This is a genomic window from Rhodanobacter sp. ANJX3 (assembly GCF_014200755.1).
Taxonomy (GTDB): domain Bacteria; phylum Pseudomonadota; class Gammaproteobacteria; order Xanthomonadales; family Rhodanobacteraceae; genus Rhodanobacter.
This window is the reverse complement of sequence record NZ_JACHCM010000001.1, coordinates 670988-688398: the sequence shown is the minus strand read 5'-3', so window position 1 is coordinate 688398 and position 17411 is coordinate 670988. Positions and strand designations below refer to the sequence as shown.

Annotated in this window: 16 protein-coding genes; 6 read left to right on the top strand and 10 right to left on the bottom strand. The window is 64.6% G+C overall.

The genetic code is table 11. The features are described 5' to 3' along the window. Positions 1-327 carry a hypothetical protein gene (locus HDE76_RS20690; protein ID WP_255457609.1) on the bottom strand — a complete coding sequence of 109 codons (327 nt, stop codon included), beginning with the start codon at positions 325-327 and terminating at the stop codon, positions 1-3. Between HDE76_RS20690 and HDE76_RS02865 the strand changes: the two genes are divergently transcribed. Further along, entirely contained in the window at positions 253-882 is a 630-nt protein-coding gene (locus tag HDE76_RS02865; RefSeq protein WP_255457600.1) for a glutathione S-transferase family protein, read from the top strand. The genes HDE76_RS20690 and HDE76_RS02865 overlap by 75 nt on opposite strands. A gap of 48 nt (positions 883-930) precedes the next feature. Here HDE76_RS02865 and pdeM read toward each other — a convergent pair whose 3' ends face one another. The 5 genes from pdeM to HDE76_RS02840 all read right to left on the bottom strand — a co-directional run bounded on the left by pdeM (position 931) and on the right by HDE76_RS02840 (position 7727). Next, positions 931-1578, bottom strand: a complete 648-nt coding sequence (gene pdeM, locus HDE76_RS02860; protein ID WP_179476816.1) for a ligase-associated DNA damage response endonuclease PdeM — start codon at positions 1576-1578, stop codon at positions 931-933. Then, on the bottom strand, positions 1575-4019 hold the full coding sequence (locus HDE76_RS02855) for a ligase-associated DNA damage response DEXH box helicase (RefSeq protein ID WP_179476815.1): 2445 nt from the start codon (positions 4017-4019) through the stop codon (positions 1575-1577). The genes pdeM and HDE76_RS02855 overlap by 4 nt, the downstream gene beginning before the upstream one ends. After that, on the bottom strand, positions 3976-5571 hold the full coding sequence (locus HDE76_RS02850; protein WP_184505322.1) for an ATP-dependent DNA ligase: 1596 nt from the start codon (positions 5569-5571) through the stop codon (positions 3976-3978). The genes HDE76_RS02855 and HDE76_RS02850 overlap by 44 nt, the downstream gene beginning before the upstream one ends. Then, complete coding sequence (locus tag HDE76_RS02845; RefSeq protein ID WP_179476813.1) at positions 5571-6578, bottom strand: ligase-associated DNA damage response exonuclease; 1008 nt, start codon at positions 6576-6578, stop codon at positions 5571-5573. The genes HDE76_RS02850 and HDE76_RS02845 overlap by 1 nt, the downstream gene beginning before the upstream one ends. Before the next feature lie 249 nt (positions 6579-6827). Further along, positions 6828-7727 (bottom strand): LysR family transcriptional regulator, encoded by a 900-nt coding sequence (locus tag HDE76_RS02840; RefSeq protein ID WP_184505320.1) that lies wholly within the window; start codon positions 7725-7727, stop codon positions 6828-6830. A 135-nt stretch (positions 7728-7862) separates the two neighbouring features. Between HDE76_RS02840 and HDE76_RS02835 the strand changes: the two genes are divergently transcribed. The 3 genes from HDE76_RS02835 to HDE76_RS02825 all read left to right on the top strand — a co-directional run bounded on the left by HDE76_RS02835 (position 7863) and on the right by HDE76_RS02825 (position 9543). Beyond that, positions 7863-8273: a cupin domain-containing protein gene (locus tag HDE76_RS02835; protein ID WP_184505318.1), complete on the top strand. Its 411-nt coding sequence runs from the start codon at positions 7863-7865 to the stop codon at positions 8271-8273. Between the two features lie 115 nt (positions 8274-8388). Beyond that, positions 8389-9147 (top strand): SDR family oxidoreductase, encoded by a 759-nt coding sequence (locus HDE76_RS02830; protein ID WP_184505316.1) that lies wholly within the window; start codon positions 8389-8391, stop codon positions 9145-9147. 69 nt (positions 9148-9216) lie between these two features. Continuing rightward, positions 9217-9543, top strand: a complete 327-nt coding sequence (locus tag HDE76_RS02825) for a carboxymuconolactone decarboxylase family protein (protein WP_184505314.1) — start codon at positions 9217-9219, stop codon at positions 9541-9543. A 136-nt stretch (positions 9544-9679) separates the two neighbouring features. On the opposite strand, the gene HDE76_RS02820 is transcribed toward HDE76_RS02825, so the two are convergent. From HDE76_RS02820 to HDE76_RS02810, 3 genes are all read right to left on the bottom strand, one after another. Then, a complete protein-coding gene (locus tag HDE76_RS02820; protein ID WP_184505312.1) occupies positions 9680-12319 on the bottom strand; it encodes a M1 family metallopeptidase in 2640 nt (879 codons plus the stop codon). Positions 12320-12421: 102 nt separating this feature from the next. Beyond that, complete coding sequence (locus tag HDE76_RS02815; RefSeq protein WP_179476807.1) at positions 12422-14194, bottom strand: ABC transporter transmembrane domain-containing protein; 1773 nt, start codon at positions 14192-14194, stop codon at positions 12422-12424. Between the two features lie 192 nt (positions 14195-14386). Further along, the gene (locus HDE76_RS02810) at positions 14387-14983 is read right to left on the bottom strand and encodes a YigZ family protein (RefSeq protein WP_179476806.1); all 597 of its coding nucleotides are present in this window, start codon (positions 14981-14983) and stop codon (positions 14387-14389) included. A 108-nt stretch (positions 14984-15091) separates the two neighbouring features. Between HDE76_RS02810 and HDE76_RS02805 the strand changes: the two genes are divergently transcribed. Then, the gene (locus tag HDE76_RS02805) at positions 15092-15562 is read left to right on the top strand and encodes a DUF1456 family protein (protein ID WP_179476805.1); all 471 of its coding nucleotides are present in this window, start codon (positions 15092-15094) and stop codon (positions 15560-15562) included. Positions 15563-15769: 207 nt separating this feature from the next. On the opposite strand, the gene HDE76_RS02800 is transcribed toward HDE76_RS02805, so the two are convergent. After that, complete coding sequence (locus HDE76_RS02800; RefSeq protein WP_179476804.1) at positions 15770-16330, bottom strand: ester cyclase; 561 nt, start codon at positions 16328-16330, stop codon at positions 15770-15772. Between the two features lie 146 nt (positions 16331-16476). On the opposite strand from HDE76_RS02800, the gene HDE76_RS02795 reads away from it, so the two are divergent. After that, positions 16477-17379, top strand: a complete 903-nt coding sequence (locus HDE76_RS02795) for a LysR family transcriptional regulator (RefSeq protein ID WP_179476803.1) — start codon at positions 16477-16479, stop codon at positions 17377-17379. Positions 17380-17411: the final 32 nt, after the last annotated feature.

Genomic DNA, 17411 nt, shown 5'->3' with positions numbered 1-17411 from the left:
TCATTTTTCACGGCTGCAGCCCTCGAGCGAAAACAGAACACGGTTGTTGACGGCGGAGATTATATCCTGCAAAGTATACCTACCAAGTGATCGGTAGGTACATTCTTCCACACGTAAATCCGCGCCGCCGTCGTCTTCCGGCATCTTCAACGCCATGCGCACCAACATTGAGGAAACAGCACCATGACAAACAAACTCCGCCTCTTCACATCCCCTTCGGCCTTCCCCAACCCCCAGCGCCTTCGCCTTTTCCTGCATGAAAAGGGTATTGCCGATCAGTTTGATGAGCGCATTTACGATATGTCGCCGGTCGGCGAGCAGCGGCAATGGCCGCATCTGAAAATGAACCCGTGGGGCGAAACGCCCACCTTGCAGCTGGCTGACGGCAGTTTTATTTCCGAGACGGCTGCCGTCGTGCGGTATCTCGATCAGTCTTTCCCCGGGCGCAAGATCATGGGCGAGAGCGCGCTGGAGCAAGGCCTCGACAACATGTGGGATAACCGCATCTGGGTGCACATCCTCTATCGCATCGTGACCGCTTTCCACGTTCTGCATCAGGGTCTTGGACCCAAGCTTGAACTCACTACCAATCACGCCTGGGGCGAGCACTGCCGCAAGGAAGCCTTGGCGCATGCGGGTCTAGTCAATCAGCATTTGTCGGATGGACGCGAGTGGCTGCTCGGCGGCGATACACCGACCTTCTCGGACATCACGCTGGCCACCGCCATCGCTTTTTCCAAGTTCCCAGTCAACGCGACCCCGTTGGATGAGCGCTTCGAACATCTGGATGCGTTCTGGAAGCGCTGGCAGCGTCGGCCGAGCTTTCAGGCGGCCTATGCCGACCGCAGCAGCGGCGTGCCGGAGTTGGATAATCCCAAGTAAAAATAATCCGAACGGACGGCGAAGGATCTGCGTGCGCTTGTCTCGAGCTTAAGTCGCAACCGGCACCAACCCCGCCGGTGTAACGGCAACAATGCGTTCGCCGGGTGTAGGCGGTGTTTCATGCAACCCCGTCAACGTACCGAACGCGGGCAGCAGTCCGCTGTGCTCGCCAAAACGAAAGGCCGGCAGGCGATGCTTTCGCCAGCCGTCGTGCAGCATGATGCCGGGGTGGACGTGCCCTGCGAGAACGTAGCGGCCCTCGATGGTGGCGGGTTCGTGGCGCAGCAGGATGTTGTCGATGCGCAGCGATTCGGGGATGACTTCGAAGCTGAGGTCGCGCGCGTCGAAATGGCGGTCGTGGTTGCCGGCGATCAGGGTCATGGTGATGGCGGCGTGTCGCTGTCGCCACGCGTTGACCTGCTGGATCCAGGGAGCATCGAGCGGCGCGGCGCCGTGAACCAGGTCACCGAGTACGAAGACGCGCGTAGGCCGGTAATGGGCGATCAATACATCGAGTCGGGCGAGATCGTGAGCCGTCTGGCCTGTCGGGACCGCCACGCCGGAACGCCGCAGAACGGAGCCTTTGCCGAAGTGCACATCGGTGACCAGTAGCGCCTTGTGCCGCGGCCAGTACATGGCCCGGTCGGCGTGCAAGGTCCAGCTATCGCCGGCGAGGCGGATACGCGATTCGATCATCGGTCGGCGGCTTTTTCGAGGGTGGCCAGCATACGCTCGACGCGGCTTTTCCAATCGTCCGCGTGCACCCCGCCGCGCAGGCGCTCCACCCACAGCGGAAACGACAGCGGCGTGAGGCGCGGCGGTTCGACGTAGAGGATTTTGCCGCGCGCGATACGGATCAGGCAGTCGCGCAGGCGCGGATAGTCGAGCTGCTGGTCGAGCACTTCGCGCTCGGCCTGCCACAGCAGCGGATGCTCGGGATCGTGCTGGCGCAGCACGTCGAACAGCAGGCCGCTGGACACCTGCAGCTGGCGCAGCGTCTTGTCCTGGCCTGGGTAGCCGTTGAACACGAGGCCGGCTACGCGCGCCACTTCGCGAAACTGCCGCCGCGCCAGTTCGGTGAGGTTGATGCTGGTGCGGATATCGCGGCGCAGGCCCCACGGATGCAGCAGCTGGCGCATGGTCTCGGCATCCAGTGCGGGCAGCCTGCGTGCGGTGATGGCGAGGCCGTAGTCGTTGACTGCGTAGCCGTAGTCCGCCTTGGCGATCTGCGCCAGCCGATAGCCGAGCACGGCGGCCAGGCCTTCGTGCGCGAGCCGGCCGGCGAACGGATAGACGAATAGATGTTCGCCGTCGCGCGTATGCGTGCGTTCGATCAGCACCTCGTCGACATTGGGCAAACGCGACTGCGCGCGCTGGATCGCCAGCAGCGGATGCAGAGCGCGCATCTCGGCTTCGGGCGCATCGGTGTCGGCCAAGGTGCGGCGCAATTCGGTCGACAGCTCGTTGGACAAAGGCATGCGCCCACCCATCCAGCGCGGCACGCCACCCTGGCGATTCGGCGCCGGCCGCACGTAGGCATTCATGTCGCGCACGCGCACCAGCTCCAGATGTTTGCCGGCAAATAGGAAACGGTCGCCCGGTCGCAGCCGCGAAACAAAACTTTCTTCCACGGCACCGAGCCGCGCGCCTTTCATATACCGCACCTGCAGGCTGCCGTCGGCCGTGATGGTGCCGATGGAAAGGCGATGCAATCGCGCGACGCGCTTGCTTTCGACGTGGAAATGGCCGTCCAAATCGCACTGCAGTTTCTGGTATTCCGGATAGCCGACCAATGCCGTGCCGCCGTTTTGCAGATAGGCCAGCACGGCATCGAACTGCGCGCGCGGCAGCTGCGCATAGGCACGCGTGGAGCGCACTTCGGCATAGGCCTGGTCCGCTTTGAAACCGCCGCCGAGCGCGCGTGTCAGCAGATGCTGGGCCAGCACATCGAGACAGCCGCGCAGCGGATGCCGCGGCTCCAGATGGTGGGCGGCCAGCGCGCGCCGCGCGGCCGCGATCTCGGCCAGCTCCAGCAGGTGCGTGGGCACGCACAGAATTTTCGACGGCAGGCCCGGCGAATGGCCGCTGCGGCCGGCGCGCTGCAGCAGCCGCGCCACGCCCTTGGGGCTGCCGATCTGGATCACCCGGTCGACGCTGGAAAAATCCACGCCGAGGTCGAGGCTCGACGTGGCGACCACGCAGCGCAGCGTGCCCTGGCGCAAACCTTCTTCCACCGCGAAGCGCAGCTTGGGATCGATCGAGCCGTGGTGCACGGCCAGCGTTTCCGGCGCTTCGGGCCACACGGCGGCGAGCGCCTCGTGCCACAGCTCGGCCTGCGATCGCGTGTTGGCGAACACCAGCGCCGAGCGTACGTCGAGTACGGCGCGTAGCACTCGCGCCAACTGCTTCAGTCCGAGATGGCCGGCCCAGGGAAAGCGTTCGCCAGCATCGGGCAGGGCGGTCTGAATCTGGATTTTCTTGTTGCCGCTGCCGCCGATCAGCACGCCGTCGCCAGCGAGCGTCTGCATCGCTTCATCGAGATTACCCAGCGTCGCCGACAGTCCCCACACGCGCACTTCGGGCTTCAGAGTGCGTAACCGCGACAGACCCAGCTGCAGCAGCGTGCCGCGCTTGTTGCCGATGAGTTCGTGCCACTCGTCCACCACCACGCCGCGCAGATGGCGAAAGCGCTCGGCGACGTCGGGATAGCTCAGCAGCAGGGCCAGACTCTCCGGCGTGGTGACCAGCAGTTCGCAGTCGCCGCGGCGCAGTCGCGCGCGCTCGGCGCTGCTGCTGTCGCCGGTGCGGCGAAGCACGCGCCACGGCAGCTCCATTGCTTCGACCGCCGTGGTCAGATGCTGCGCCGTGTCCGTGGCCAGCGAACGCAGCGGCGTGATCCACAAAAGCTGCAGGCCGCGCGCGGGATTGAGCACCGCGTCGATCAGCGGGCCGCCCACCGCCGCCAGCGTTTTGCCGGTGCCGGTGGGCGCATGGATCAAACCGTTGTGGCCTTCCGCCCATGCTTTCCATGCCGCGCGCTGAAAAGCAGCGGGCTTGCGATCGAGCGTGGCGAACCACGCGCGCAGGCGGGCTTCAGCCCGACGCCAGGCGGCGGAGGTCGTCGAGCTTGTCGGCATCAGCGATGCTCTTGTCGGTGCGCCAGCGCAGGATGCGCGGAAAGCGCGTGGCCACGCCGGATTTGTGCCGTGCGGAAAGCTGCACCGCTTCGAACGCGAGCTCGAACACGTGCGTGGCTTCTACCGCGCGCACCGGACCAAAACGGTCAGTAGTGTGCGCGCGAATCCAGCGGTCGAGCTGGCCGATCTCCTTGTCGTCGAGGCCCGAATAGGCCTTGGCCACCGGCACCAGCGTATCGCCGTCCCAGACGCCGAAGGTGTAGTCGGTGAACAGGCCGGAGCGGCGTCCGTGGCCCGGCTGCGCGTACAGCAGCACGGCGTCGAGCGTGTACGGATCGACCTTCCACTTCCACCAGTCACCGCGCTTGCGGCCCACGCGATACGGCGAGTCGAGCCGCTTCAGCATGAGGCCTTCGGTCTGGCGCTGGCGCGACTGCTGGCGCTCGACGGTCAGCGCGGTCCATGAGTCGGCAACCACGGGAGGCGACAGCATCAGCGCCGGATCGACACCGTCGATCAGTGCGGCGAGCATGTCGCGGCGTTCGCGCAGCGGCTGTTCGCGCAGATCGCTGCCGTTGTGCTCGAGCAGGTCATACGCCATGAAACACACGGGTGCGCTGGTTAGAAGCTTGGCGCCAGGCTTCAGTTTGCCGATGCGCTTCTGCAGCGCGGTGAACGGGCGCGGCAATTTTTCCTGCGCATCCCAGGCGAGGATTTCGCCGTCGATGACGCCGTCGGATTTCAGCGCGGCGGCGGCCTCTTCGATTTCGGGGAAGCGGCCGTCGAGACGCTCCTCGCCGCGCGACCACAGGCCGACGTGGCCATCGCGGCGCATCAGCTGCGCGCGGATGCCGTCCCACTTCCATTCGGCCATCCATTCGTCCATGTCGCCGAGCATTTCCACCTCGTGCTCCAGCGGCGAGGCGAGAAAAAAAGGGTAGGGGCGATCGGCCAGATGTTCGTCGTCGCCGGCGGCGTGCGTCAACGCGGTCAGCGCATCGGCGGCGGGTTTCCACTGGCCGCTCATGCGATGCGCGATAAGGTCAGTCGGCTGGCCCGACCACTGCGCGATCGCCTGCACTACGAGGCGATGCGATACGCCGACGCGCAGCGAGCCGGTGATCAGCTTGTTGAGCAGAAACACCTGCGCCGGCCTTAGCGCGCGCCACCAGGCCTGCAGCTGCGCGACGCGATCGGCGCTTTCCAGCTTCGCCAGCGCGGGCAGCTTTTGTTCCATCCATGTCTGCAAGGGCTCATCGGCCAGCGAGCCGTCGCCTTCGGGCAGCATCAGCGCAATGGTTTCGGCCAGGTCGCCGACCTGCTCGTAGCTCTCGTCGATCAGCCAGTCGGCGTAGCCGGTGCTGGCGGCCAGCGCCTGACGCAGTTCGGTCGAGGTGGCCAGCCGGCGCAGCTTGCCACCGCCGAGCACGTATGCCGCCCAGGCGGCGTCGCCCGCGGGGGCGTCGCGCAGATAGCTGGCGATGGCCCCGCGTTTGGCCAGGGTCGAGGCGGTGCGATCGAGTTCGGTATACAGCGTGGCGAAGCGGTGCATCAGCCGCCGCTCTCGTTGTCGGTGCCGCGCAATACGTGCAACGACTGCGCGTCGTGGCCGAGATCGCGCAGGTGACGAATCAGCGTATCGCCATCGCCGTGTGTGACGTAGATGCGGCTGGCCTGGCTGTCTTCGACGCTGCGGATCAGGCCGGGCCAGTCGGCGTGATCGGACACCACGAAACCGCGGTCGTAACCGCGGCGGCGACGGTTGCCGCGTATCTGCATCCAGCCCGAGGCGAAGCCGGTCGAGGCTTTGCTGAAGCGCTTCATCCACGGCGAGCCGGCGGCCGAGGGCGGCGCAAGGATCAGTTCACCGGCAAAGTTGCGGCCGCGCGCGGACTCGCTCACCGGCTCGGTCGGCACCATCCGCACGCCGGCCTCGCGATAGCTCTCGACCAGCCGCAGCATTGCGCCGTGCAGATGCACCATGCGCTCGGTGCGCGGTGCGAGCTCGGCAAGGATGCGCTGCGCCTTGCCCAGCGCGTAGCAGAACAGCACGGCCGGAATTTGTTTCTGCGCGCAGTCGTCCCACCACGCCAGCAGGTCGTCGATCACCTGCGTCATCGGCGGCCAGCGGTACACCGGCAGACCAAACGTGGACTCGGTGACGAACACATCGCAAGACACCGGCTCGAACGGCACGCAGGTGGGATCGGGATCGCGCTTGTAATCGCCCGACACCACGACCACGCGCCCGCCGTAGGCCATGCGGACCTGCGCCGAACCCAGCACGTGCCCGGCCGGATGCAGCGAGACCTCGACCTCGCCCATGCGAAAGGTTTCGCCGTAATCGTGCGCGTCGATCAGCGCATCCTGGCCCAGCCGCTCGCGCATCAGCCCGATACCCGCCGCCGCGACCTGATACCGCCCGCTGCCCGAGCGCGCGTGGTCGCCATGCGCATGCGTTACAACCGCCCGCGCCACCGGCAGCATCGGGTCGATAAAGAAATCGCCGGCCGGACAATAAAGGCCTTCGGGGCGCGGCTGGAGCAGGGGATCGGACATGCGTTGAAGTTAGGCGGTGAAGCGTCAATGCTGCGGCAATGCCCGTGACTCCGCGACGCGTCGCATTGTCACGCGTGCTTCAGGCTAGAACCTCCCGCAACGCCGCGTCTTGCGTGCGCGGAGGGTCGCTGAAAAGCACGGTCACACCCTCGGCAGTGTCGAAGAGAAAATGACATGAAGGCCCTGGCGCTCCATGTTCTGTGCTCGCACCACCCGGTCGCTAAAAGCAGGGGGAAGTTTTCCTGCGGGTTACGCGGCACCGCAACAGCGCAGCGCATTGAGCAACACGGTGAATGCCTGAGTCGGCTGGCGTCGGTTCGGGTAGTACAAGTGATAGCCGGTGAAGGGCGGCGTCCAGTCGGTGAGCAGTTGGACGAGTGCGCCGCTGTCGAGGTGCGATTGCACCTGCGTCTGGGAAAGGTAGGCGATGCCGAAGCCGTCCAGCACCGCCTCGAGCATCGGCAGGATGCTGTTGAAAATCAGCTGCCCTTCGACGCGCACGCGCAGCTCCTTGCCGTTCTTTTCGAACTCCCAGGCATAGAGGCCGCCGTAGGTCGGCAGGCGCAGGTTGATGCAGGAATGACGGGTGAGATCCTGCGGCGTTTTCAGTTTGGCTCGGCCCTTCAGATACGCCGGCGCGGCGACCACCAGCATGCGCATGGCGGGGCCGATCGGCACCGCGATCATGTCCTTGGCGACCATGCCGCCCAGGCGGACGCCGGCATCGAAGCCCTCCGCCGCGATGTCGGTCAGGCCGTAATCGGTCACGACCTCGACCTTGATGTCCGGGTAGTCCGGCAGAAATCGGCGCAGCGCTGGCCAGAGCACCGAGGTCAGCGCGTTTTCATCGGCGTTGATGCGGATGGTGCCGGCGGGCTTGTCGCGCAGGTCGCCGAGTGCGTCCAGCTCGGCCTCGATTTCGTCGAGCCGGGGGCCGACCGAGCGCAGCAGGCGCTCGCCGGCCTCGGTCGGCGTCACGCTGCGCGTGGTGCGGGTGAGCAGGCGAATGCCCAGGCGTTCCTCGAGGCCACGCATCGTATGACTAAGCGCGGACGGCGATACGCCCAGCTTGGCGGCGGCACGGGTAAAGCTGCGTTCGCGCGCCACGCTGAGAAAGGCGACCAGATCGTTGGTGTTGACGCGTGCCATTGCTGAGATTTTCTCATAACTTCATACGCATATTGGCATCTAGTCGCATGTGTCCTCGCAGACTACCTTGAACGCCGGACCTCGACGCTGGCGACGAGGTTCGCTCTTTCCACGCCAGCGACGAGGAGCATCACCATGGAACTGAAGCGCGCGGGCTCGCAGCCTTCCCAGAAAGGCCCGGACGACTATTTCACCGGCACGGTACGCATCGACCCGTTGAACAATCCGCCGGCGCCGGCGCGGGTTTCCTGTGCGGCGGTGACGTTCGAACCCGGTGCCCGCTCGGCCTGGCATACCCACCCGCTGGGCCAGACGCTGATCGTCACCGCCGGCTGTGGCTGGACGCAATGCGAGGGGGAGCCGATCGTCGAAATTCGTGCCGGCGACGTGATCTGGTGCCCGCCGGGCCACAAGCACTGGCATGGCGCGACCTCGACCACGGCGATGACGCATATCGCCGTGCAGGAGGCGCTGGACGGAAAGAACGTCATCTGGCTCGAGAAAGTCACCGACGAGGAATATCTGGCCGGTGCGACGCCGGGCTGACTAGCTTCTGGCTCCCGGGCATGGCCGCTTGTCCAGCGCGGCAGCCATGGCAAGGCGCGCCGAGCGGCGCCAAGACAACTCAAACCAAACACTTTCGAATCCGAGGAAACCATCGATGAATCCGACCTTTGACTTCAAGGGCCAGGTCGCCCTCGTCACCGGCGCCAGCTCCGGCCTGGGGCTGGCGACGGCCAAGGCATTTGCCCAGGCGGGCGCGGCAGTCGTGCTTGCCGATCGCAACGAGGCGGCATTGAGGGCTGTCACCGACGCGCTGACGGCAGTCGGTCATCAGGCCATCAGCGTTGTCTGCGACGTCACCGACGAAGCGCAGGCGGCTGCGATGGTCGAACGCACGGTCGCCACGTTCGGTCGGCTGGACATGGCGTACAACAACGCCGGCATTCTCGGCCCAATGGGCGACGTCACTGACGAAACTTCGGAGGCGTTCGACGAAGTGAATGCCGTCAATCTGCGTGGCATCTGGACCTGCATGAAGCACGAGTTGCTGCAGATGCGCCAACAGGGCAGCGGGGCGATCGTCAACTGCTCCTCGCTGGGCGGGCTCGTCGGACTGGCCGGTCGCTCGGCCTACCACGCCAGCAAGCACGGCGTGATCGGCCTGACCAAGAGCGCCGCGCTGGATTACGCCACGCGCGGCATTCGCATCAATGCCGTGTGCCCCGGTTGCATCGATACGCCGATGGGCGACGGTATCGACCCTGCGGCGATGAAAGAATTTCTGCGCGACCAGCCGATCGGCCGCATGGGCCGTCCGGAAGAAATCGCCGCGGCGGTGCTGTGGCTATGCAGCCCGGGCGCGAGCTTTGTGCTCGGCGTCGCTTTGCCGGTCGACGGCGGTTTCGTCGCTCACTGATCGTCGGTCGCTGATCCACGATCATCCCAACAACCGATCGAACGCGCTTGGCACCTACCGGAGAAATGCATGGCTGACGAACCCACCAACGCACGCCAATCGTTTGGCGATATCGCACCCCACCTGGCCGAGATCACCGACAAGGTGCTGTTCGGCGATGTCTGGGAGAACCCGGCGCTGTCGGCGCGCGATCGCAGCCTGGTGACGATTACCAGCCTGATCTCGCTCTACCGCACCAACGAGCTGCCGTTCCATTTGAAAAAGGCCCTGGACAACGGCATTACTAAAGACGAAATCATTGCCACGATGACCCATTTGGCCTTCTATTCCGGTTGGCCAACGGCGATGTCTGCGCTGCAGATCGCGCGGAAGGTATTCGAAGACAACAAAGCTTAGAAAGCACGGTTCGCCCCGGCGTCAAGGCACCGATGCGTCGGTGTTCCTGAGGCCCAGCAGGATGACGCGAATCAACGGAGCGTAAAAAAAAGAGGCCCCGCACTGCGGGGCCTCTTCCATTTCAGCGGAGGACCGATCAGCCGCCGTTCTTCTTCAACCACGCGTCGATGGCCGGCAGGCGCTTTTCGCGAATCATCATGCGATAGCGTATGCCTGCGATGGTGGTGTCGGCCGCGCGCCTCGAGCTTACGGCGATATGGGCCTTGGAATAGGCTTCGATCTTGCCGATCATCGCCGGATCCACCGACGCTGCGCCCAGGCTTGGGTAGTAACGGCTGCTGGAGGTGGAGTCGACCAGCTTGTCGACCTGGTCGCGGTGGGCCACGGCGAAGTCGAAGGCCAGGTCCGGATGACGGCGTGAGACGTCGGAAAGCATGCCCGCGCTGGTCGTGGCGCCGGGCTCGGGCGTGAGAGCGAGATCCAGCGCGCGCTTGGCCAGCGTTTCGTCCTCGCTGGTGGACAGCAGGCCGTAGAGTTCGTCCTTGATCAGCGGCGTGGTCTCGGCCTTGGCCTGGGCATGCAGCTTGTCCCAGGTGGCCGCGTCGGCGTGGCTGGCAACAACGTAGAGAATGGACTTGCGCAGCTCCGACGGCATGGTATCCGGGTGCGCATAGTAGTCGCGCGCCCTGGGGATGAGGTCCTGGTCGCCCAGCTGCGAGAGCGTAGCGATGAGTTCAGTACGCAGGATCTTGGTCGGGCCGCTTTCACCGGTCTGCGGCGTCCAGCCGATGCGAGCAAACTCCGGTGCAAGGCGTGCAATGGCGAATTTGCGCAGCACGGCCTGGCGTGCGGTATCGCCCTTGTAGTAGTTGTCCAGACCGGACAGTACGCCAGCAACTTCTTCCCATATTTCCGGGCTGGCGTCGGCCTGCACGCGCTGGACCAGATCCAGCACGTCCGACGCTGGTTGCAGGCCGGCCATGCCGAGCGACCAGGTATCGCCCATCAGGCCGAGCTGGTCGATCTCGGGCAGCTTGGTGAAGGATTCACTCAGCGCCTTGAATGCCGTCGGCGTGTACAGCGTGCGGTAGTAACCGCTCTGGCCGGCGTTGACCACGATCGGGCCGCACCCCGGCACATTGAGCGTTCCGTGACCGTCGACCAGGGTGCTTACCGGGGCACCGCCGAGCGACTGCGCGATTACCGGCACATGCCAGCGCAACGGCGTCTTGTCGGGGCGATCGCGGGTGAATTCGCCCTGCGTGAGGTTGACCGTAGTCGTGCCCGACTGGCAGCTGGCCGCTTCCACTTTGATCAGCGGAATGCCGGGCTGCAGGGTGAAGTCGTGCGCGATCGCGGTGATCGGCTTGTTGCCTTGCGCGTCCATCGCCTTCCACAAATCGTCGGACACCGTGTTGCCGTAAGCGTGCGCCTTGATATAGCGCTGAACGCCGGCACGCCAGGCGTCCTCGCCCACGTAGCCTTCGAGCATGCCGATGACGGCCTCACCCTTGGAATAGGTGATGGTGTCGAAAGCCTGGCTGGCCTGCTCGACGGTGGCGATGTTTTGCACGATGGGATGCGTGGTGGCGACCGCGTCGACGCTCATGGCGCCTTCGCGCACACCTACGGCGTAAAGGTGGGTGTGCCACTCCGGATGCAGCTTCTCGGTGGTACGGCTGGCCATCCACGAGGCAAAGCCCTCGTTGAGCCACAGGTTGTCCCACCAGCGCATGGTGACCAGATCGCCGAACCACTGGTGCGCCATTTCGTGGGCGGCGGTATTGAACACTTCCTGCTTGTCGCTCTGCGTGGCGATGGCTGGATTCAGCAGCAGGCTGTATTCGAAGGTAAAGATCGCGCCCCAGTTTTCCATCGCGCTGAAGAACTGGCTCTGCCCAGGTGCCGCGATATTGTCCAGCTTGGGCAGCGGGTAGGGCACGCCGAAATACTGGTTGTATTCGTGCAGCACGTCCTTCGCCGACTTCAGCGCAAAATCGGCCTGACCGACCGAGCCCTTCTGCGCGATCACGCCGATCTCGGTGCCATCGGACGTGGTGGTGGCACGATCGAACTGGCCGGTGCCGAAAAACAGCAGATAGGTCGACATCTTCGGCGACGGCTGGAACGTCACGCGGCTCAGGCCGTTGGCCAGCTTGGTGGTCGAGGCCGCCGGCATGTTGCTTACCGCCATCTGGTCCGATGGCACGGTGACGTCGAGGTTGAAGGTGGCCTTGTAGGCGGGCTCGTCCCACGAGGGAATGAAGCGGCGCGCGTCGGAGTTCTCGAACTGCGTGTAGAGCGCGCGCTGCTTGCCGGCCTTGCTGTCATAGTCCAGCGCAAAGAGGCCATTGGCCTGGGTGCCGATCTTGCCGGTGTAGGTCATCGCCAGCTTGTAGCTGCCGGCGGCCAGCGGCTTGGCGAAGGTGAAGGTCGCCGTCTGCGCGTCGGCATCGATGCTAACCTTCGGGGTCGCCACCGGCTTGCCGTTGACCGAGGTCAGGGCCACTTTCGAGAACACCATGTCCTCGGCATTGAGAGTGATGCTGGCGGTCGGCTGCTGCACGTCGACGGTGATGGTGACCTGACCATCGAAATTCATCGCCGCCGCGTGCGGCACGATGGAGACATCGTAATGGCTCGGCACCACGCCGCGCGGCAGTTGGGTCGGCGCCAGTGCCGATGCTTCGGCTGGCGACGTGGTCGGCGCTGCGATGCCGACGAGGCTGGCACCGCTCAGGGCCAGGGCGATACCCGATACCAGCAACCGGCGCATGTAGAGTCTCCGCATGACGATCTGCTCCCCAAAACCGTCGATGCTGGAGGGGATGCGTTCCGGCGGACACTGCCGAAAGTCATGCCTGCTACGCTAGGGGCCTCAGGCGACGAACTGAAGCTTCGCGAGTTCCGAATACAGCCCACCCTCAGCCAGCAGGTCGTCGTGCGTGCCTTGCGCCACAATACGACCGCCGTCCATCACCACGATCCGGTCGGCGCGTTTGACGGTAGCCAGGCGATGGGCGATGACTAGGGTCGTGCGGCCTTTTTCCAGCCGCTCTAGCGCTTGCTGGATGGCGGCTTCGGACTGCGCGTCGAGCGCGGAGGTGGCTTCGTCGAGCAGCAGCAGCGGCGCATCGCGCAGGATCGCGCGGGCAATCGCTATGCGCTGGCGCTGGCCGCCGGACAGGCGCACGCCACGCTCGCCCATTTCGGCCGCGTAGCCGTCGTTGAGTGCGCTGATGAAACCATCTGCTTCCGCGGAGCGCGCAGCCTCGCGTACTTCCTCGTCACTGGCCTCCTGTCGGCCGAAGCGGATATTGTCCGCCGCGCTGCCGCTGAAGATGATGGTTTCCTGCGGCACCAGGGCAATCGTTTTGCGTAGGTCGTCCAGCGCCAGCGCGCGCAGGTCGACGCCGTCGATGCATATCCGTCCGGCCTGCGGGTCGTAGAAACGCAGCAGCATCGACAGCACCGTGCTCTTGCCGGCACCGGATGGGCCGACCAGCGCGACCGTCTCTCCCGGGTTGATGACGAGGGTGAAGTCATGCAGTGCCGCAGCGTCCGGGCGGGTGGGATAGTTGAACGTCACGCCCTCGAAACGAATCTCACCGCGCACGGGCTGGGCGAGCCGCGTCGGGTTGGCCGGTGCGGTGATGCTGGCGCGCTCGGCCAGCAGTTCGCCGATGCGTTCCATCGCGCCGGCCGCACGCAGCACGTCGCCCCAGACTTCGGACAGTCCGGCGACCGAGCCGGCAGCGAAAATGGCGTACAGCACGAACTGGCCCAGCACGCCGGCATCCATCGTGCCCTGCAGCACATGACGTGCGCCGACCCACAGCACCAGCGTGATGGCGCCGAAGACCAGCACGATGACCGCCGTGGTCAGCAGCGAGCGCATGCCGATGCGGCGACGGGCGGTGGCCAGCGCGCGGTAGATGGCCGAACCGTAGCGGCTGCTTTCGATGTCCTCGCGGGCATAGGCCTTGACCGCCGTGGAGGCGTTCAAGGTTTCGTTGGCGATGGCCGCGGCGTCAGCCAGCCGGTCCTGGCTGGCGCGCGACAGCTTCTGCACGCGCTGGCCGAAGATCAAGATCGGCAGCATGACGCCGGGAATCACCAGCGCGGTGAGGCCAGCCAGCGAGGGCGCCGTCCAGACCATCGCCACGGCCGCGCCCAGCAGCATGACCGCACTGCGCAGCGCAATCGATACACCCGATCCGATCAAGGCCTGCACCACTTCGGTATCGGCGCTCAGGCGCGAGGTCAGTTCACCCACGCGGCTCTTTTCGAAAAAACCGACGTCGAGGCGAATCAGATGCGAATAGAGCTTGTCGCGCAGCGACGCCAGCGCCCGCTCGCTCAGCAGGGTGATGCAGAAGTAGCGTGCGGCAGTGGCAAAGGCCAGCACCAGCGCCACGCCGAACAGTGCGATAAAGGTGGCGTTGATAACGCCCAGACTGGAGTGACCAAAACCCTGGTCGATGATGTGCCGAAAAGCCATCGGCAGCACCAGCGACGCGCCCGATGAAAGCGCCAGAAAGAACAGCCACCCAATGGCCAGCGCGCGATGCGGTTTGATGAAAGGCCAGAGCTGGCGCAATGCGCCTACGCGGCGAACAGAGCGGGGTTTGTCAGTCGAGGAGTCGCTCATGAGTTCTCGCAAGATGGGTCGATAAATTTTTGGCTGTCCGAAGCGCGCAGATCAGGTCGGCAAGCCACCCTCACCGTTCACCCTCGGCGCGCCGACACGAAGTCGAAGGGCCGCGGGCTGGAACTTTCAGCGATTGCGCGCCCGCTGTCGAACGCAGACGTTGCCATTGAAGTGGGGCGCATGATCGCCGATTCAATCCAGCCATACGGCCATGCCGCGCCCGCGGCTGATGTCCATGATGCGCGCCTGCGCCTCGGCGACGCGACTTTCCGGTAACTGCAATTGCAGCTCTACGCCGTCGGCGTCGAAGGTTTCGCTGTGAATATCGGCCTGCCAGTCCTTCAGTCGCCCCTTCAGCAAACTCAGTTCGGCGAAATCGCAGTGCAGACCGAGGCGTGCCATCGATACGATCGGCAGCCGCTCGGCGCGTCGCAGGCATTCCGCCGCGGTGCCGCCATACGCGCGCACCAAGCCACCCGCGCCGAGCTTGATCCCGCCGTACCAGCGCGTGACCACGACCACGACGCGATCCATGCCCTGACCTTCGATCGCCTGCAGGATCGGTCGTCCGGCGGTGCCGCCGGGTTCGCCGTCGTCGTTGAAGCGATAGTCCTGGCCGGTGCGATAAGCCCAACAGTTGTGTGTGGCCGTGGCATCGGCCACCTCCTGCACAAACGCCAGCGCTGCCGCCGTCGATTCCACGGGCGCAGCCTGCGCCAGAAAACGGCTTTTCTTGATGTCGTCCTGATGCCGGCATGGGCCGGCCAACGTATGCGGCAATTCGCTCATGGTGGGGCAAGTTTCGCATGCGGCAAGAGGATCGGGCGGCCTATGGCCGCAGTCACTTTACCGTCGCGGTAGCATGGCGGTCTTTTCCACGCTTTTGTCGGACCCTCGATGATCAACAACGACGTCATACGCAGCATCCGCTACATGCTCGATCTCAGCGACGGCAAGGTGGTGGAGATCACCAAGCTGGCAGATGCGAATTTTCCGATCGAGAAAGAGAATGTGCAGGCCTTTCTGAAAAAGGACGGCGAGGAGGGCTACGTCGAGTGCAGCAATACCGTCCTGGCACATTTTCTCGACGGCCTGGTGGTGCAGCGCCGCGGCCGCGACGAGAGCCAGCCGCCGCGACCGATCGAAAAGCGCGTCACCAATAACGTGGTGTTGAAAAAGCTGCGCGTCGCGTTCGAGCTTAAGGACGTCGACATGCACCAGATTCTGGCCGACGCCGGTTTCCCGATTTCCAAGCCCGAACTCAGCGCGCTGTTCCGCCAGCCCGATCACAAGAATTTTCGCCTCTGCGGCGACCAGCTGCTGCGGAATTTTCTGAAGGGACTGATGCTGCGCCTACGCGGCGCTTGAAAGTACACGCCTTGCTTGGAGCAACGCGGCACGACGTTAGAGCCGGTTCAATATCTCCGCGTTGCCCGCGCCGAAGCCGTCTTTGGCACGGTGTACGTGGCCAGCGCGCTAGCGGTGGTGCCGGCCCTGGCGAGAAAACGTCGACGGCCGGCGTGCTGGTTCGCCAGCGCATCGGAAGACTCGGATTCGGTATCTCCGACTGACCTCTTATTTGGCGAGGGCGCCGATCTGCTGCAGGAAGGTCAGGTTGTCTTCCAGATGCCAGTTCTCAGCGATGCGGCCTTCGGCAATCCGGTATATGTCGGTAGCGATAAAGTCGATCGCCTGACCTTTGCCGTGCATGCCCTTGAACTGGCCGGTGAAGTGACCCGTGAAATGCAGGTGCGCGACGACGCGGTCACCCGCGACGATCATCTGCTCGACCGTGCAGTGCAAGTCGGGAACGGCCGCGTGGAACGCTTTTGACGCGGCGAGTGGACCGGCAACGCCCTGCGGACGTCCCGATGGCAGGGTGCGGTCGATGAAACCGGGAGCCAGCGCTGCGCGCGCCAGCGCTTCGTCACCGCTGGTCCAGAACGTGTCATAACGACGCGCGGCCAATAGCTGGGAGTCGAGCCGATCTTTCGGCAGACTCCTGTCGACCACTACCGTCTCCGGCTCGACCAGTGTGTCCGTGGCCGACAAGGCCGGCGCGGCCAAGACGACGCCCCACGACGCAAGCAGCAGAAAACGAGTGGATCGGCGGCGTTTGATCGGTGCTGGTGACATGAGATGGCTCCATTGCTAAAGAGGCAGCGCGACAGGGCGCCCGGTCGGTAGTTTTGCCGGCCGAAGCAGAGCATCACTCTTTGTTTGCAGCCGAAATACTGGCGTGGAAAGGATGAATCCTTTCCATTTTGTAGATAATCATCGCCATGATCGATAGCCTCCCGAACCTCGCCGCGTTTGCCCGCATCGTTTCTGCCGGGAGCCTGTCGGCCGCCGCACGTGAGCTTGATATCTCACTGGCGGTCGTCAGCAAACGGCTGGCGCAGCTGGAAAAGAGTCTGGGTGTGCGCCTGATCCAGCGCACCACGCGACGCCAGACGCTGACCGAGGAGGGCGTACTGTTTTACGCGCAGGTCGTGCGGATTCTGGCCGAGGTGGAAGAGGCCGAAGCCTTGATTTCACGCCGTCGGGGAACCGTCGGCGGATTGCTTCGCCTGAGCGCGCCGAGGGCGTTCGGCCGGCAGTGGATCGCGCCGATCGTCAGCGATTTTCAGCGGCTGCATCCGCGGCTGAGCGTGCAGCTCGAATTGACCGATACCGTTATCGATCTGCTGGAGAACGGTGCGGATATGGCCATCCGTTTCGGCAGCCTCGCCGATTCGTCACTGATCGCACGGCAGCTGGCGCCGAATTATCGCGTGCTGTGCGCGGCGCCTGCCTATCTGAAAAAGTACGGCGTCCCTAAGCATCCCGACGAGCTGGTCGGGCACCGCTGCATCATCATGCGTGACCAGCCCTGGACCGACTGGCGCTTCGAAAACGGTGACTCCATGACTGTGCGCGTCACCGGTCCGTTGCTCAGCAACGACGGTAGCGCAGCGCACACCTGGGCACTGGAAGGCGCAGGCATTGTGCTGAAGTCGATCTGGGACGTCGGTGACGATATCGCCGCCGGCCGCCTGCGCCGCGTGTTGCCGAAGTACCGCATATCTTCCGCACCGCTGCACGCCATCTATCCACACAGCCGCCATCTCGCACCGCGCGTGCGTGCGTTCATCGAATATCTCGGTGAGCGGTTGCGTGAGGCTTGGCGCTGGGATGAAGGTTGACGGATTTTTCGACTTTTGCCGTCGTGCAAGAG